Raw genomic sequence first — 15,893 nt, 5'->3', positions numbered from 1 at the left:
ATTCTCAACTTTCACTTTTATTGTCCTACAGCTACTTTGGCGTAGCGAATTACTTTGTCGTTCAACTTATAGCCAGGAGCCATGCAGTCAATGACCTTGCCTTTCTTATCGTCACCCATACCAGGCACCAGTGCTACGGCTTCATGCAAGCTGGTGTCGAAGTCGGTATTGTCAGTCTCGATCTTGCTGACACCCTGTGCTTCGAGTGCCTTCATCAGCTTCTGATAGATGAGCTGCATGCCCTCGCGCAGCACCTGCGGATCGTCAGTCTTCTCGCCGTTGGCAATGGCACGCTCCATATCGTCGATGACGGGCAGCAGGGCGGTGATGGTCTTCTCGCCACCGTTCAGAATCAGCTCGGCACGCTCTTTCAGCGTACGCTTGCGGTAGTTGTCGAACTCGGCGTTCTTATAGAGCATCTGCGTCTTCAGCGACTCAATCTCAGCCTTGGCAGCCTCCAGCGGGTCGATGTCGGCTTCTGCTGACTCCTCCGAACTACTGGCTTCTTCCTCAGGATTTTTTACATCCTCAGTATCTGCCGTATTGTCAGTCTCCTGAGCGTTTTCCTCGTTCAGGGTCTCTTCGTCTTCAATCTTGATATCTTTTTCTGTCATAATTACGTGGTTTTAAAGTACTGCAGTGATAGATGCAAATATTGTGCCACAGTGTAATCATTCTTCATTTTAAGCGTACAGCTCAGCTTTCTTCTCCTTGATGGCCTCGTCGTAGATATAGTCATCATAGCTCATCAGCTTGTCGATGGTACCTTTAGGCGTCAGCTCAATGATACGATCGGCCACGGTGTTGATGAACTCATGGTCGTGCGAAGCAAATAAAATATTTCCCTTGAACTGGATAAGATTGTTGTTGAAAGCCTGGATAGACTCCAGATCCAAGTGGTTGGTAGGTGTGTCGAGAATCAGGCAGTTGGCATTCTTCAGCTGCATACGGGCAATCATACAACGCATCTTCTCACCACCACTGAGCACGTTGACGTGTTTCAGCACATCCTCCTCCTTGAAGAGCATACGACCCAGGAACGACTTCATCGTTACCTCGTTGCCTGGTCCCCACTGACTGAGCCAGTCCACCAGGTTCATCTCGCTCTGGAAGAACTCGGTATTGTCCAGTGGCAGGTAGGCTGTGGTGATGGTGACGCCCCACTTATAGGTGCCAGCCTGTGCCTCGCGGTTGCCGTTGATAATCTCGAAGAGGGCCGTCATGGCCTTGGGGTTATGCGAGAGGAACACGGTCTTCTGACCTTTCTCGATAGTGAAGCTCACATTGTCGAACAGTACGGTGCCGTCAGCATCTACTGCCTTCAGACCCTCCACCTCAAGAATCTGTGTGCCAGGCTCACGCTCCATCTGGAAGATGATGCCAGGATATTTACGTGTAGAGGGTGTGATCTCGTCAACATTCAGTTTCTCTAGCATCTTCTTACGTGAGGTGGTCTGCTTACTCTTGGCTACGTTGGCCGAGAAGCGACGGATAAATTCCTCCAGCTGCTTGCGCTTCTCCTCAGCCTTCATCTTCTGGTTCTGAGCCTGACGCAGAGCTAGCTGAGAAGACTCGTACCAGAATGAGTAGTTACCAGAGAACAGCGTCACCTTGCCGAAGTCGATATCCACGGTCTGGGTTGATACGGCGTCGAGGAAGTGACGGTCGTGGCTCACCACCAGCACGCACTGCTCCAGTCCGCTCAGATACTCCTCCAGCCACTGCACGGTGTCGAGGTCCAGGTCGTTGGTGGGCTCGTCCAGCAGCAGGTTGTCGGGGTGTCCGAAGAGTGCCTTGGCCAGCATCACGCGTACCTTTTCATTATTACTGATGTCCGACATCTGCATGTAGTGCTGGTCTTCCTTGATGCCCAGGTTCTGCAGCAGCTGTGCAGCCTCGCTCTCAGCCTCCCAGCCGTTCATCTCTGCAAAGGCCATCTCCAGTTCGGCAGCACGCACACCGTCTTCTTCAGTCATCTCGTCCTTGGCATAGAGGGCTTCGCGCTCCTTCATGTTCTGCCACAGGGGCTGGTGACCCATCAGCACGGTGTTCATCACCGTGAATTCGTCATATTTAAAGTGGTCCTGCTCCAGCACGCTCATACGCTCGCCAGGCAGCATCTCCACTGTTCCTTTGTTAGGCTCCAGCTCGCCGCTGATGGCGCGGAGCAGGGTAGACTTACCGGCACCGTTGGCACCGATAATACCATAAATGTTTCCACTCGTAAACTTCAGGTTCACATCCTTGTAGAGAACCTTTTTTCCAAATTGAATCGCCAGATTCGTAACTGTAATCATCTCCTTATTTTTCTTCTTATTTTCTTAGCGGGTGCAAAGTTACGAATTTTTTGCGATATAAACAAATGGGCGAGAGTTTTATTTGTTTTACCGTTTGAATTTGACGCTACGCGTCCTGCCTCCCACGTTCCATGTGGCGATATATACACCCTTTGGACAAGTCTCCATCGAGTATTGCTCATCAGCACGGAACATGCCCACCAGTCTGCCTGAGGTGTTGAAGATGCGCACAGGGAATGTCAGCAGTTCAGGTGTTGCCGATCCGAAGTGCAGCGTCTTGGTCTGTGGGTTGTAGGCCAGCGCATAGTCTGCGGGCTCCATGAAGTGCTCTATGCCGTCAGGTATCGTATCGTTGGGAATTGTGTCTGTGGGAATGGTATCCACAGGAATCGTGTCGTTGGGGATGGTATCGTTGGGTATGGTGTCAACGGGCTCTGGCAGCTCGCCGTTCTTGATGAGGTACCACAGACGGTTGGTGCTGGTAGCATTCTTCTCGTCGTTGGTATAGCTCAGCAGGGCGGTATAGTCGTTGCTGCTGCCGCCGTTCAGGTTCACGATATGCTGTGTATAGACGTTCAGCAGGTTAAAGTGTCCCTCGTTGCCCTGAGCAATGATGTCCCACTGCTGACTCTCGCTGTGCTCGTCAGGCTCCACGGTGTTCAGCTGCGTGCCAACATTGGTGGTAGGCCCAACCTCACCCTCTGTGGGGTCGTTCAGCGCCTTGCCTGTCAGTCTGTTCAGCAGTCGGAAGTGACTGCCAATGGCTTGTATCTCCCAGTCCTGACCCTCCTTTTCGTTGTTGTTGACCATTTGCACCACGAGGTCGCCGTCCAGGTCGGCAGCCTTCTGCGTCTTGGCGTTCACTATGTGGTAGTAGAAGTTCTCAGGTGCAAAGGGCGGTATAGGTTCATCAGGCAGCCTGTTGAAGAAGGCCTCTGTCAGGTATTGGCAATGTTCTGTGATAAACTGCTTCAGGTCGCTGACATACTGGTCGTAGGAAGAGTAGAGTACCACCTCGTGATACATCCTGCGGTTGATGCCCCATTTCTCGTAGTTCAGTTCCTGCGACTGCTGCAGCAGCTCGCTCAGGCTGTCCACCTTGGCGTGCATATAGTCCACCAGACCTTGGTTCAGCAGTTCCTGGTATCGTCTGTATACCGCCTTCTTAAACCAGTCGTCTTTCCACATGCGGATGACCCACGCCTTCGAGCCAGTGTAGGCAATATCCACCATCAGCTTGTTCACCGAACTGCTGTGGCCCATGTCGTTCTGCACGCGGTAGTCGTTGTTATAGGCAATGTCATAGTCCCACAGCGGTCCCCAGAACAGGTGGTCGTTGCCCTGCTCCTTATAGAAATAGGTGCTGTAGAATCCGTCGATATTGGCGCTTATCTCTGTGCATAGATACCAGTCCAGCAGCGATGTGGTGTCCACGTAAGCCTTGTAGCCCACCTCTGGGTCGTCGAAGTTGGCGCTGATGAGTGCCTTCTCGAATTTGTTGTTGATGAAGCTGCGTATATAGGCCGTCTGCTTGCTGTCTATCTCGTCGTCCTCAGGATAGTGAATGCGTACAGGGGCGCTGAAGGTGCTCGAAGTGAAGCAGTTGCCGTCCCTGAATCCGTCCACCTCCAGCAGGTATCCGCCGCTGATGTCGGTATCGTCGGTGATGGGGTAGGGCTGCTCGGTGATGTTTACACGATGAGGTCTCACGTCCACCTGGTCGCTAATCTGATAGGTGCCCAGATACTCGTAGTTCAGATAGAGGTCCACGAACTTGGCGGCAGGGTTGAACTTCAGCGTGGTAAACTCGCCCATCAGCGATGTGATGGCGTTGCGCATCATCGTCTTGTCGCCCGCATTGGCCAGCAGCGTCCATTTCTTGGCTTTCGCATAGCCCTTGCCCAGGAACTTCTCCTTTTGGTTGAACTTTATCTTATAGGGTTTCTTCGACATGTTCCACGTCGAGTTGCCTCGTCCGCGAATCGATACCGAGTCGTAGGCTGTCACCAGGTCGTTCTCGTCCACGTAGTACATCCTGCACAGCTTATAGTCCTCCTTGCTCCATATACCCCAGCCGTCGAAGGTCTCGATATATATGGTTGGCAGATTGGTCATACGGGTATATTGCGCCAGCACCTGCTGCACGCTCATCAGCCAGAAAGCCACGAGTATGATGGATATTTTCTTCATTGCTTTAGTTATTTCGCTGCAAAAGTACGAATATTTTTTCATTTTACAAAAAAAAATAGTAATTTTGCACCCTCATGGTGTATATTAACGACGAAATAGGCAAGTTCGACCTCCAGCAGGCCCTCGACGCCATCAGCCCCCAGCGTCGCCAGCAGGCCTTGAAGTATAAGTTCGAACAAGGACAGCGTCTCTGCGTGGCTGCCTACCTGCTGTTGAAGCAGGCATTGCTCGAGCAGGAGGGCATCGCTGCCAATCCCGTGTTCGACTACGGCCCTCACGGCAAGCCCTTTATCGTGGGTCATCCAGAGTTGCATTTCAGCCTGAGCCATTGCAAGGAGGCAGCCGTCTGCGTGCTCAGTCGCCAGCCCATCGGCATCGATGTCGAGAGCGTGGGGCGCTATCGCGACAGCGTGGCCCGTTATGCCATGAGCGATGCCGAGTTGCAGCAGATTCAGCAGGCCGCCAATCCTGAGGTGGAGTTTGTGCGTCTGTGGACCATGAAGGAGAGCCTCTTGAAACTTACTGGCGATGGCATCAACGACCAGATGAAGCAGGTGCTCAGCGTTGCCGACCGTTATCGTTTCACCACCACCGAAGTATTACAGAAGAACTATATTTATACCGTTTGTGAACTATGAGAATGAACACAGGATACAACCGTGAAGGCGACTACGATCACTTCACCGTCGAGGAACAGGCGCCGCTGCTGGAGTGGCTGCTGGCCCATCTCAGCATGAGCCGCAACAAGGTCAAGGACACCCTGCAGGGTCGTGGCATTAAGGTTGATGGCAAGACCGTCAGCCAGTTCGACTTCCTGCTGCAGCCTGGCATGAAGGTGGCCGTGAGCAAGACCAAGCGCAACCAGCGCTCGTTCAAGAGTCGCTACGTGAAGATTGTCTATGAAGACCGCTGGCTCATCGTTATCGAGAAGAACATCGGCATCCTCTCGATGGCTGCAGGACACTCGTCGCTTAATGTGAAGAGCGTGCTCGACGACTATTTCAAGAAGACCCGCCAGAAATGTACTGCCCACGTGGTGCACCGTCTGGACCGCGACACCAGCGGCCTCATGGTCTATGCCAAGGATATCGACACCGAGCAGATCCTGGAGCACAACTGGCATCAGATTGTCTACGACCGCCGCTATGTGGCTGTGGTCAGCGGCGAGATGGAACAGGACGAGGGCACCATCCAGAATTGGCTCAAGGACAACAAGGCCTACGTCACCTATTCCTCGCCTGTAGATAATGGCGGCAAGCTGGCCATCACCCATTTCCATGTCCTCGACCGCACCACCGAGCACTCCCTCGTGGAGTATAAGCTCGAGACTGGCCGTAAGAATCAGATTCGCGTGCACTCAGCCGATATGGGACATCCCGTCTGTGGCGATACGAAATACGGCAATGGCGACGACCCCCTCCACCGTCTCTGCCTGCATGCCTGGCTGCTCTGCTTCTCTCATCCCATCACTGGCGAGGCTATGGAGTTCGAGACCCCCATACCCACCGCCTTCAAACAACTCTTCAAATGATGAATGCCAATATCGACAGCTGGGTCTTCTATCTGGCGGCGCTCCTCGTCGTCATCCTTGCTGTTTATATTATTAAAAAGGTGGCGAGCTTCATGGTGAAGACTATTGTCTGCCTCGTGCTGCTCGCCGCCCTGGCTGCTGCCTATTTCTATTTTATTCGCTGAATAGGAGTTTGTCCAGCTCCTGCATCTTTGTCAGCTTGCCGTCCTTATCTATTGCTGTGGCAAAGGGTATGGCGGCGATCTGGAACTTCGTGGCCAGGTGCTTCCATTCCTCGTGGGTCACAAAGATGTGCTCACCCTTGATGTCGTTCTCCTTCATCCACTGCTCCGCCATTTCTATGGGGCGGTCCGTCTCGTCGGCAATATAGAGGAAGCGTACAGGCTTGTCTTTCATCTCCTCCACCTTTTCGCGTTCGTCCAGCATGATCACCCTGCACGGTCCGCAGCTCATGCCCCAGAAGTGCACGTAGAGGCCGTTGCCCCTGTAGGGTGCTATGATACGTTCGAAGATGGCGTCACCCTCAGGCGACAGCGAAGCCTCTTCTTCCAACCTGCCCTCGTTCTTGATCACAAACTCACGGTAGTTCTCCAGTACGCCGTTGGCCACCGTCCTGTTCTGTATGTATGGTATCAGGGCGGCTATGTATGATGCCATGATGTCAGGACTCTTTTCTCCCAGACGGTCTTCGTCGTACACATATCGGCAGAGTGCCATCTGCAGCATGAAGTCCATCTTCTTCAGTCCGAAACGCTTCAGCGTGGCCTTTGTCGTCATGTCGAAGTAGTCGGCAATGGTCATCAGCGTGTCCTCGCGCTCGGCCAGCATCTGTCTGTGCAGGGTGGCGTCGTAGTTGCGTGGCAGCACGAATTGGTTGTTATAATCCTTCAGCCCCTGCGAGTCAGATATGCGGTAGGCCATTCTCAGACGGCTTGCCGACCAGCTCACGTCAACCATCATGCAGAGGGTTACGAAGCTGTACAGATGTCCTGGCGATTCTATTGCAAACAGCATGGCAGGCGTGTCCAGCAGCCACTCTTCCCTGTCAGCCAGGAAGTCGTAGTATTCCGTCGCGTCAAACCTCAGCATGTTGTCAAAGTTCAGGCGCATCACCTCCATCAGCGGCTGCGACAGTGCTGTGGCGCCCAGCACCTCCTTCTCAAAGCTGCCAGTGCCAGCGGGAACGGGCAGCCTGTCGGCCTTGATGTCGTCAATGATGGTGTCCATCATCTTCACCAGTCCTTTCTTCCATTCAGGTATCTGGTCTTTCTCCGGTTTTCCTGCATACAGCTGGGTGCTGCCGAAGTAGTGCTTTCCCACCTCGGGCCACAGGCGGTTGATGTTTGTGCTCTTGCCGTGTCCGCCAAAGGTCACGCCCTCCAAGTCCGGCTTCGACGCGTCTATCATCATCTCCAGCGTGTCGCCTACGGCCAGAAACACAAAGCTCGTGTTGTCCACGCTGATGCCCTGCGAGTGGGGCAGGGTGAGGGTGGCCTCGTAGCTGCCGTCCTCCTTCACGGGGATGTTCACCACCGTCTCATGGTCTGTGAAGTGGTTGAACGTCCTTACCTGTACTGTCGTCCATTCGCCAGCATTTCTGTTCGTCACTTTTCCTTTCAGCACAGCCGTGCCTCTGTGATACTGATACTCGTCAATAGCCTGTGCCGTCATCGCACAAACCACTGCCATCACAGCCGTTAAAAGTCCTTTTCTAAACATGTATAGTTTATGATTAATGCGGTTTTAACCGCAAAGTTACATAAAAATTTTTTCAACAAACCATTTTTCCGCCTTTTCTTCTCTATTTAAAATATTATTTAACACTTTATCGTATCGGCTCCACCGAATATCCCTTCCTGCGCAGCATGGCAATCAGTCCGTCGTTGCCCAGCAGGTGACGGGCACCTACGGCAACCATGCAGGGACCCTTGGCGATGTTCTGCTCGATGACGGGACACCATGCATTGTTCATGGCAGCAAGAGGAAACGCTGCTTTGCCTATTGTGGCGTCCTTTGCCTGCCTCTCCAGCACGTCATGAATGACGCACGTATCATTCTTCAGATATCCCTCAGCTATTTCTCTGATAGCCTCCGGAACCTTGTCATCATTATTATGTATGCCCATGTAAAGCATCGTGGCTTGAAACTTCAGTTCGATGTTAGGACGCTGTCGCTGTGTTTTGGGGCGTGCCAGCCATTTCTGGTGTTGCTCCGTACTTTCCAGTTGCCCAATCTCTATGCCACGCTTAACGGCCTCCGTGGCGAGCACCCCCTCCACCGCTTGAATGCCATAATACCCCTTTGCCAGGTTGTATCCCGAAAGATGATTGAACCAATAGTACGGCGTCTTTTTCCAATACGCCGCAGCGCCCATCTTCTGACTCAGGAACTGATGCACCTCCTGATACTGCGCCACGCTGTCGAAGAGACTCTCGTAGGTCACGCTTTCAGGCATCATGTCCTCCTTTGTCGTATCCCTGTCGCATCCCAGATACTGTGCTATGCTCATCTCTTTGGCTGCCAACCGCATCGACACCGTCAGGTCCGTCTCGAAATATACCGTCTTCACATTCTTCAATGCTTCATCCACGCCGCTAAAGCCCAACACATCCTCATGCGAAAAACTGTGTCCGCCTCCGTGACAGGTACCAAACAGATAACATGTCTGTGCTATGCCGTTACCTTTGATCTCCCATAGCCATCCCGTTTTTCCTTCTGTCGGTTTCAATGCATCTTGTGCTACTATCGATGTCGCGCTGATGATGGACAATACAGCTGTTATGATGATTTTCTTCATTTGTTTGTCTGTTTCTGTTATATTGCCACAAAGGTAAGAAAAATATTAGTGAATCATTCCCTTTTCTTTGTTAAAATAAGCGAATTCGTTTCTAAAAACATCAAGGCACCAACCCATTTTTTTATGAGTCGGTGCCTTCGTTCTGTTCTCGTGTTGCGGACGGGTAGGGGATTGTTCTATCCTCTTTCCACATTCCACTTTCCTCTTTCCTCTACATGATTCCCATGCATGAGGTCGTTCCCAGCGCCGTCAGCGCTGCCGTCAGTATCGATACGATAATCTGAATAACTGTCTTCCAACTTTCTTTCTTCATAGCTAATTAAAATTTTAATTGTTATTGGTTAAAGGTTGGGGCCCCTTTAATCATAGGGACAAGCCCCTATGCTAGGTTATTCGACCCCTTCGGGGCCCCTTGGTCTATTCTCCCTTCACCTTTCACCTTTCACCTTTCACCTTAGTTGTACCCGTCGCCACCTTCGCCGCCAGAGTTGCCTCCGGTGTTGTCACCACCACTAGTGCTGCCGTTCTGGGAGCCGCTGTTGCCACCGTTCTCCGTAGATCCGTTGTTCCCTGAGTTCGTGGTTCCGCCCTCGTTCTCGGGGTCCTCCACGTTACCCTCGTCAGTCGAGGTCACGCGCTTCACCTCCTTGCCTTCGCGGTCGTAGCAGGTGATCTGCACGGCAGTCTTCGACAGCTCGTCCTTCAGGTCGACATCAGGCGTGAAGATGATGCGTCGACTCGAGATGAGGCCCGCCTTCACCTTGTTCACGTCGTCCACGCTCTTGGCGCGCAGTCCGAAGCGCATGGTGCCCAGTCCAGGCAGCGCTACAGAGTGGCCTTCGGTGGCCCATGCCTTGATAACCTCACCAGCTGCATCCCAGCAGGCCTGCATCACGCCTCGGCTCACACCTGAGCGGAGGGCCGCCTCCTTAATCACCTTGTCCTGAGTCAGAGCGGTGTAGAGCTCAGGCATCATCACGTAACGATACTGACCAGCATACTTGCCGATGTTCTGAAATTGTTCTTTTGCTTTTACTTTAAGTGCCATAATCTTTAATTTTTAATGGTTCGCTCGGCTTTGCCGCTTGGCTCCGCCAAGAATGTTTATTGGTTTTTGGTTAAAGGTTCTGGTCTAACGGGATGTTGTGTCAAGATTTTTCAGTTCGCTGTGGCGCCAACATCTTACCTCTTCCATCTTACATCAGCCATCTCTCGTCTTCCATCTTCCTTATCAAATCTGAAGGTTATCCGCGCCTATTCGAAGGACTTTTTTATCTCTCCCGTGGGCGAGAAAAATTTCTCTCGTGGGGGCGCAAAATTTTATCTTCATTGACAATGCAAAGGTACTAAATATTTAGATGCAAAACAAGGCTTTTTCAAATTTATTTCAAAAATATTTTAAATGTTAAAATGTAAAGATATATGAATTAAATTTCGTAGTGTACCAATGTACCATTGTACCATTACGAAAATCGATTTTGTACCGTAGAAGTGTAGATTTATCTTTATATTATATATAATATTATAATATTATATATAATATAATATAGAATACACACTTTTCCGCCCTATATGCTGAAAATGAAAACGCAAATGGTACAATGGTACATTGGTACATTTTGCATATTATTCTCGTGAGCTGGGATGCAAGACCTTTCTTTGTATGCGAAAGCTTGAGGATGGAACCGCCCCGTGATCCCCACTAATTTATTTTTTAGATGTTAATTTGGTTATTTAAAAAAATATCTCTACCTTTGCAGCGTGGTTCTATCACAACATACAGTTAATTTAAAGATTTGAAAAATGAACAACGCAGATTTTTGGGGTTCTGTAAGTAACATCATCAGTGAGGGCTTTACGCCTGAAGGTCTGCAAAAACTTAATAGCTATGCAGAACAGTTTATCAGTGGAAGGATTGTATATCAACGATTTTCATCGCGAGAACAGCATGGCTGCGCAGCGGGCGGTGAAACAAATGTCATTGCATCCATACTCGCGGCAGCAGAAGATAGAACAGATTCAGATGCTGCGAAAACTCTCAGCGAGTACCAAAGAGAATGCCAACAAGGAGCGAAGCAGGAAACTGTCATAGAACAGTGGGCTAAAGCTGTAGGATGCTGGATAGACAGCGTTGAAGATTCGTTGCACAACGTCTTAGGTGAACAAATAGCCGAAGGAGGCGAAGCAAAAGTCTATGATCATGGTGCAACACTTATTAAATCGATAGGCTTAGACTATTTTATTAAGCCAATTTTTGCACTTGACCGCATTGCACTTCATAATGCATATTTCCCTGAAACATGTTTGACTGTGCTTGGTTTTGGCAGAGATGCTAATGGCGAGTTCAAGATTATTTGCGAACAGTCATTTATTGCAGGAAAGCACGTGTCTGACGAGGAAATCTCTGATTATATGCAGCATATGGGATTTGAGCTGAAAAATCCTCATAATTGGACATATGCAACTCCAGATATTTATTTGAGTGATATGCATGATGAGAATGTAATTCGATCAAGCACTGGAGCCTTTTGTGTTGTTGATTGTGATATTCGTATCAATACACCAGAATTGCGACAGGGAGGAACACGTAAATTAACCACAGATATCAAGTTTGTTTGAGTTTCTGCTTCAGCCAACATCATCCTTCAGCCATCAGACCTCTTACATCATATGTCACTCACCTGCCCCCGTGTCACTAGAACATGAAGCTTTTGAGTATGAACGGATGTTAAATAATGCGAATAGGTAATAATACAACATATAACAAAGAAGTTATTGTATTATCTTTGCATATACTATATATTATAACAATAATATAATATGAATAGAATTGCATATTTTTGTTTATTCTTTATTGGACTGTTATTGAACTCATGTTCATGGGCTACATTGCGTCTTGCTAAAGAAGACATTAGAATTTCTAGAACTTCTGAGGTTCCAATGTGGCTGGATTTTCAAATGAGACCTTCACGTATAAATAATTGCTCTCTTGGTCAGAACTTTTTGGTGGAATCTGACATAACAATTAGTAAAGACAAATTCAGGGTTTTTCATCATGGTGATTCAATCCCGTTCAATATTAATGTATGGCGAGAAAAACAAATCAATGAAAAACTGCCTAATACTTTTGTTGTTGACAGCACATCTATTATAGATTTGTATTTTCATATTAAGCCTTTAGTAAATGGTGACTCGTTAAAGATTGTGGAATATGACATCCCTGATAATGGGGACTCTATCATCATTGATTTATCTATTAAAAGATATGGAGATCGTGCATGGGAGAAGAGAATTATTCGTGATTAATTATAATTGTCTATGAGAAGAATTATCAATTTGTTGTTTCTGCTGCTGTTTGTGGCAGGAATACAGGCTCAGACAAATGAGCGGCAGGATGCAGTAGGGAGATTCCGTGTGATTCCCTCAATAATGTTGACTTATAACCCGTATAGCCTCAAGGACCTAAACAACAATGACGTTTATTCAAAATACAATTTCCAGTATGGTTTAGGCATCGAGACGGAATATCGGTTCCATGAGGTCATAGGTGTCTCGTTGGGAGTCAATTATATGGTGCAGGGTGTCAAGACATCAGAATACCAAACGGGGGCTGCTTACTCTCTTGTAAGTAACAAGAACAAAGAGGGCGAGGTGAGGGTGAAGTCCTTGGGAGTCCCGCTGATAGTCAATGTGCATCCATTGCCCAACGACCGCCTGACGTTAAAGGCTGGCATAGAGGAAGACTTCCTGCTGGGCATGGGCGATGAGTATAAGTCGACGTGTACTGATTTCGTCGGGGGTGTCGCTTTCACTTTTGACGATAAGTTCCAATTAGAACTTCGCTATAATTCAAGTCTCTCCAAAATTACGAAGGACAAAGAGAATGGCCCGTTGAAAGAATGCTTCGTATTCTCGTTTGGTGTCATATTCTAAAGTGGGTTTTGATTAAATGATCAGGAGAACCTTTTATGTACAAAATTGAGGGTTTGTGCATTTGCCATTTTTAACACAAAAATCTTCATGTGAAAAGGATGTGGTGTGGGGAATAATTCGTACCTTTGCACATCGATTGAAAACACCATTTTTAAGATGAAGGTTTATCACTTTAGAATATCGGGCGTGCACTATGCTGCGAATCCGGAGGCCGAAACACAAGGGCTGCCGGACACGGAGGATATGCATGTGCGTACACGCGAACTTCTAAAAAAGATTGACCTCGAAAGACCGTTGGTGTCGCTGTTTGCCGAGCCTACCAACCTGTTTAACCCTGATTGCGTCATGGCTTTTTCGAGGGGTAAGAGGATTGGTCGCGTGGCTGATGAGTGTGTGGGCGATGTGAAAAGTCTGCTGGCACAGAGCGAAGACCCGATATTGTTTGCACAGGTGGAAGAAGTTGCAATCAAGGAGCATGGGCATCTGATAGTTTCTGTGGAGGCAGAGGAGCTGACCAAAATCCTGCCGCTACAGTCGTCGGCGATAGAATGGGGCATGTGGCTCAAGGACGACATGATGCGCTTGTCGCCTCACCAGCAGGTGCTGGCCGAGAAGGAGGCGTACTACATGCTGAAAAAGCACCTGATGACAAACGTCGACGAGACTGACATCGCAGACCTGAAGATTTACCTCGACCTCTGGATGAAGGGCAGTTGCCACGACCTGAGCCGCGAGACACGTGAAGCACGGACGGAGTTTATTGCACAGCTGGAGAAAGCCCAGGACAAGGAGGTACGGCTGCTGAACGAACCATTGAAGCAGCAGCGTACATCGATATGTGGTCGCATGGCGTTGATAGAGCGAGCCTCTGAGTGGTGGACGGATAGGCTGGAGTCTGAGGAGATGCAGCGGCTTTGGATGCAGTGGTGGCTGGCGAACGAAGGACTGCTCTGGGGCGGACTGAGGAATATTGACGAGAAGTTGCGTCAGTTGCCTGGTCAGTTGTATAATGACATTGGCAAGCGTGACGTGGTGCTCTCGCGCCTGTACTATATGCAGACGCCACGCAAGGCGCTGGATGCTATACTGACGCTGCTGATGCTGAGGGAACTGACATGTAGGCAGCTGGGCATAGAGATGAAGCCGATGATAGAGTCGGAATATGGTTCTGACAAGGTGGTGGAGGAATGCGACGAGACCTACACAGAGAGTCCTATCTATCTGAGCACGGCAAAGGGCCAGAAGATAGACCTGATACGTGTGCTGAACGTGATGTACGAGCAGGGCAGGTTTACTGGCAAGGATGGCTCGAAACTGACCAAAAAGGAGTTCTTTATCGAAGCTGGCCGCACTTTCCATGTTGATTTGTCGAATTATGACAAAGACCTTTCGCGCGCGATGTCGGACAGCACAAAGCTGGAGAAGCACCTGAAACCTTTCGAGGACATGAAACTGAAAATGATTGAGATCTGGAATTCGAAGTAAAATTATCGTAGGGTTTACATAGGGTAAACGAACCGCCCCACGAAAACATCGTAAATTTGCACCCGTAAGACGGAAAGTCCGTTCTTGCGGGTGCTTCTTTTTTGGCTATCGGCCAAAGAGCACCAACATATTATTAACCCGAGTGGAGTGAGAGTCCTCTGAGGTGAAAAGCTGCAGCAATCATGCTCTTCTCACAAACACTTGGTAGAAATGAAACAAGTTGTATTGCGTATCGACGACGCAGCTTTTGAGAAGTTTATGGGCATGGTGAGCCTGTGCCCCATGGTAGAGGTGCTGAACGTATGTGAAGCTGGCGACAAGAAGCTGACAATGGACGGCTACGTGGCCTCGGCCATTCGCGAAATGCGACAGATGCTGGCATTTCGACACCCCTGCGACTATGCATACCTGATGGTGGCAATGAACGAGAGCGTGGTGAAAGGTCTGCCATTCTTTTACACCCCCAAGGACTTTATTGACTATATGCGCGAGGCTGAGTTCGACAATCTGCCTGGACGCACCACTATCTATGACACGATAGCGAAGGTGAAGGGCAAGTATCCTGACTGGACGTTTGCGGATGATCCCAAAGCGAGTGAAGCGCTAAGGAGAAAGAACCTGATTAAGCAGTTTTTGAGCGCCTTTGTGAGGGTTCAAAGCAGGAAGTCGGACGGTTTGTCGGACGAATTTTGAGAGTGTCGGACGATTCGCTGGACGATAGAAAAAAAAGTCATACTTTGCATTGATTTTTTGCTGAACTTTGCATCGTCAATCAGAAATAAAAGCAAAATTAAAAGTTATGAAACGAAGAATTATTTACGTTGGAACGCTGATAGATCTGGCCGCGATGTTCGAGCCGGATGAGAAGGCAGAAAGTATCGAAGTAACAAACATTATTAAACATGAAAGCTATGAGTAATAAAGTAGAAAACAAGCAGGAGCAAAAGCGACTTGTAATCCTGTTGAGAACAATGGTTAATGGTTATTCACTGGATGTCAACGGCGAAGGCTATATGTATTTCGATGCCCAGAGTATGCTGGAGGGCTTTATGGTTCGTGTAGGACTGGAGCGACTGGAAGAGATGACCAGGGAGGAAATCAAGGCGATGCTGGACTCGCTGAAGGATGGTAGTGCCGTGAAGAAGCTTCAGGCTGAGGTGACAGGATTGAAAGCCCTGGTGGATGACCAGAAGAAAGAGATACGAAACTTGAAGAAGACTATCAAAGAACTTAAAGAAGAATAAGGATATGGCTAAGGAGATTAGAATCACGTGCGCAAGTAACGCCTATGGCGTGAAAGTGAAGCGCTGCTGCGCCAGTTGTCGGCACAAGGAGATAACTAACGAAGGTGCAAGGGTCTGCGCCCTGATGAAGCTGAAGGTGGAGCAGATGTTTGAATGCCAGCAATGGCAGATGAGCGACGGCTTGAAGAATGTCGGTATGGGGGGAGGCGTGGTGCGCCTGAAAGGCACCACAGAAATCATTTTAAAGTAAGTAAATAACCGAGTCGAAGCGTGGTGGAGGAAGTCTACGTAGTGAAAATGGCCAAATTCTGACACGACCTTCACTCACAAATTCGACAAGTTATGAAAAAGTACATTTTTGTTTTGAATGCCGTCAGTGTGATGGCCAAGTTGCTGAAAGACAAGCGAATAGAAGG

Annotated in this window: 17 protein-coding genes; 10 read left to right on the top strand and 7 right to left on the bottom strand. The window is 49.2% G+C overall.

Features of this window, described 5'->3' with window-relative positions; translation table 11 throughout:
* Window positions 1-17: 17 nt before the first annotated feature.
* From Q0R57_RS06405 to Q0R57_RS06395, 3 genes are all read right to left on the bottom strand, one after another.
* A complete protein-coding gene (locus Q0R57_RS06405; protein ID WP_294744883.1) occupies window positions 18-614 on the bottom strand; it encodes a nucleotide exchange factor GrpE in 597 nt (198 codons plus the stop codon).
* Window positions 615-683: 69 nt separating this feature from the next.
* Window positions 684-2,297: an ATP-binding cassette domain-containing protein gene (locus Q0R57_RS06400; protein WP_294744879.1), complete on the bottom strand. Its 1,614-nt coding sequence runs from the start codon at window positions 2,295-2,297 to the stop codon at window positions 684-686.
* Window positions 2,298-2,384: 87 nt separating this feature from the next.
* On the bottom strand, window positions 2,385-4,487 hold the full coding sequence (locus tag Q0R57_RS06395) for a CotH kinase family protein (RefSeq protein ID WP_294744874.1): 2,103 nt from the start codon (window positions 4,485-4,487) through the stop codon (window positions 2,385-2,387).
* A gap of 74 nt (window positions 4,488-4,561) precedes the next feature.
* Here Q0R57_RS06395 and Q0R57_RS06390 point away from each other — a divergent pair, with 74 nt between their 5' ends.
* Genes Q0R57_RS06390 through Q0R57_RS06380 form a run of 3 tightly spaced genes read left to right on the top strand, consistent with a single transcriptional unit; the run spans window position 4,562 to window position 6,182 of the window.
* The gene (locus Q0R57_RS06390) at window positions 4,562-5,125 is read left to right on the top strand and encodes a 4'-phosphopantetheinyl transferase superfamily protein (protein WP_294744871.1); all 564 of its coding nucleotides are present in this window, start codon (window positions 4,562-4,564) and stop codon (window positions 5,123-5,125) included.
* Window positions 5,126-5,127: 2 nt separating this feature from the next.
* Window positions 5,128-6,018 carry an RluA family pseudouridine synthase gene (locus Q0R57_RS06385; protein ID WP_294745108.1) on the top strand — a complete coding sequence of 297 codons (891 nt, stop codon included), beginning with the start codon at window positions 5,128-5,130 and terminating at the stop codon, window positions 6,016-6,018.
* On the top strand, window positions 6,015-6,182 hold the full coding sequence (locus Q0R57_RS06380; protein WP_294744869.1) for a hypothetical protein: 168 nt from the start codon (window positions 6,015-6,017) through the stop codon (window positions 6,180-6,182). Before Q0R57_RS06385 ends, Q0R57_RS06380 begins: the two co-directional genes overlap by 4 nt.
* On the opposite strand, the gene Q0R57_RS06375 is transcribed toward Q0R57_RS06380, so the two are convergent.
* The 4 genes from Q0R57_RS06375 to Q0R57_RS06360 form a co-directional block, all read right to left on the bottom strand.
* Window positions 6,172-7,737 carry a redoxin family protein gene (locus Q0R57_RS06375; protein ID WP_294744866.1) on the bottom strand — a complete coding sequence of 522 codons (1,566 nt, stop codon included), beginning with the start codon at window positions 7,735-7,737 and terminating at the stop codon, window positions 6,172-6,174. The two genes, Q0R57_RS06380 and Q0R57_RS06375, sit on opposite strands and share 11 nt — an antisense overlap.
* Window positions 7,738-7,843: 106 nt before the next feature.
* The gene (locus Q0R57_RS06370) at window positions 7,844-8,815 is read right to left on the bottom strand and encodes a TraB/GumN family protein (protein WP_294744862.1); all 972 of its coding nucleotides are present in this window, start codon (window positions 8,813-8,815) and stop codon (window positions 7,844-7,846) included.
* A gap of 211 nt (window positions 8,816-9,026) precedes the next feature.
* Window positions 9,027-9,128 carry a smalltalk protein gene (locus tag Q0R57_RS06365; RefSeq protein WP_294743153.1) on the bottom strand — a complete coding sequence of 34 codons (102 nt, stop codon included), beginning with the start codon at window positions 9,126-9,128 and terminating at the stop codon, window positions 9,027-9,029.
* 141 nt (window positions 9,129-9,269) lie between these two features.
* Window positions 9,270-9,863 carry a DNA-binding protein gene (locus Q0R57_RS06360; protein WP_294744859.1) on the bottom strand — a complete coding sequence of 198 codons (594 nt, stop codon included), beginning with the start codon at window positions 9,861-9,863 and terminating at the stop codon, window positions 9,270-9,272.
* A gap of 755 nt (window positions 9,864-10,618) precedes the next feature.
* On the opposite strand from Q0R57_RS06360, the gene Q0R57_RS06355 reads away from it, so the two are divergent.
* The 7 genes from Q0R57_RS06355 (at window position 10,619) to Q0R57_RS06325 (ending at window position 15,727) form a co-directional block, all read left to right on the top strand.
* Window positions 10,619-11,434 carry a hypothetical protein gene (locus Q0R57_RS06355; RefSeq protein ID WP_294744855.1) on the top strand — a complete coding sequence of 272 codons (816 nt, stop codon included), beginning with the start codon at window positions 10,619-10,621 and terminating at the stop codon, window positions 11,432-11,434.
* Window positions 11,435-11,635: 201 nt separating this feature from the next.
* Window positions 11,636-12,121, top strand: a complete 486-nt coding sequence (locus tag Q0R57_RS06350) for a hypothetical protein (RefSeq protein ID WP_294744852.1) — start codon at window positions 11,636-11,638, stop codon at window positions 12,119-12,121.
* Between the two features lie 12 nt (window positions 12,122-12,133).
* Entirely contained in the window at window positions 12,134-12,748 is a 615-nt protein-coding gene (locus tag Q0R57_RS06345; protein WP_294744849.1) for an outer membrane beta-barrel protein, read from the top strand.
* 156 nt (window positions 12,749-12,904) lie between these two features.
* Window positions 12,905-14,233 carry a hypothetical protein gene (locus tag Q0R57_RS06340; RefSeq protein WP_294744847.1) on the top strand — a complete coding sequence of 443 codons (1,329 nt, stop codon included), beginning with the start codon at window positions 12,905-12,907 and terminating at the stop codon, window positions 14,231-14,233.
* A gap of 210 nt (window positions 14,234-14,443) precedes the next feature.
* Complete coding sequence (locus Q0R57_RS06335; RefSeq protein WP_294744845.1) at window positions 14,444-14,926, top strand: hypothetical protein; 483 nt, start codon at window positions 14,444-14,446, stop codon at window positions 14,924-14,926.
* Window positions 14,927-15,144: 218 nt separating this feature from the next.
* Window positions 15,145-15,477, top strand: a complete 333-nt coding sequence (locus Q0R57_RS06330; RefSeq protein WP_294744843.1) for a hypothetical protein — start codon at window positions 15,145-15,147, stop codon at window positions 15,475-15,477.
* Window positions 15,478-15,481: 4 nt separating this feature from the next.
* Entirely contained in the window at window positions 15,482-15,727 is a 246-nt protein-coding gene (locus Q0R57_RS06325; protein WP_294744840.1) for a hypothetical protein, read from the top strand.
* Window positions 15,728-15,893: the final 166 nt, after the last annotated feature.

Source organism: uncultured Prevotella sp. (assembly GCF_946407605.1).
Taxonomy (GTDB): Bacteria; Bacteroidota; Bacteroidia; order Bacteroidales; family Bacteroidaceae; genus Prevotella.
This window is presented reverse-complemented; position numbering and strand designations above follow the sequence as displayed.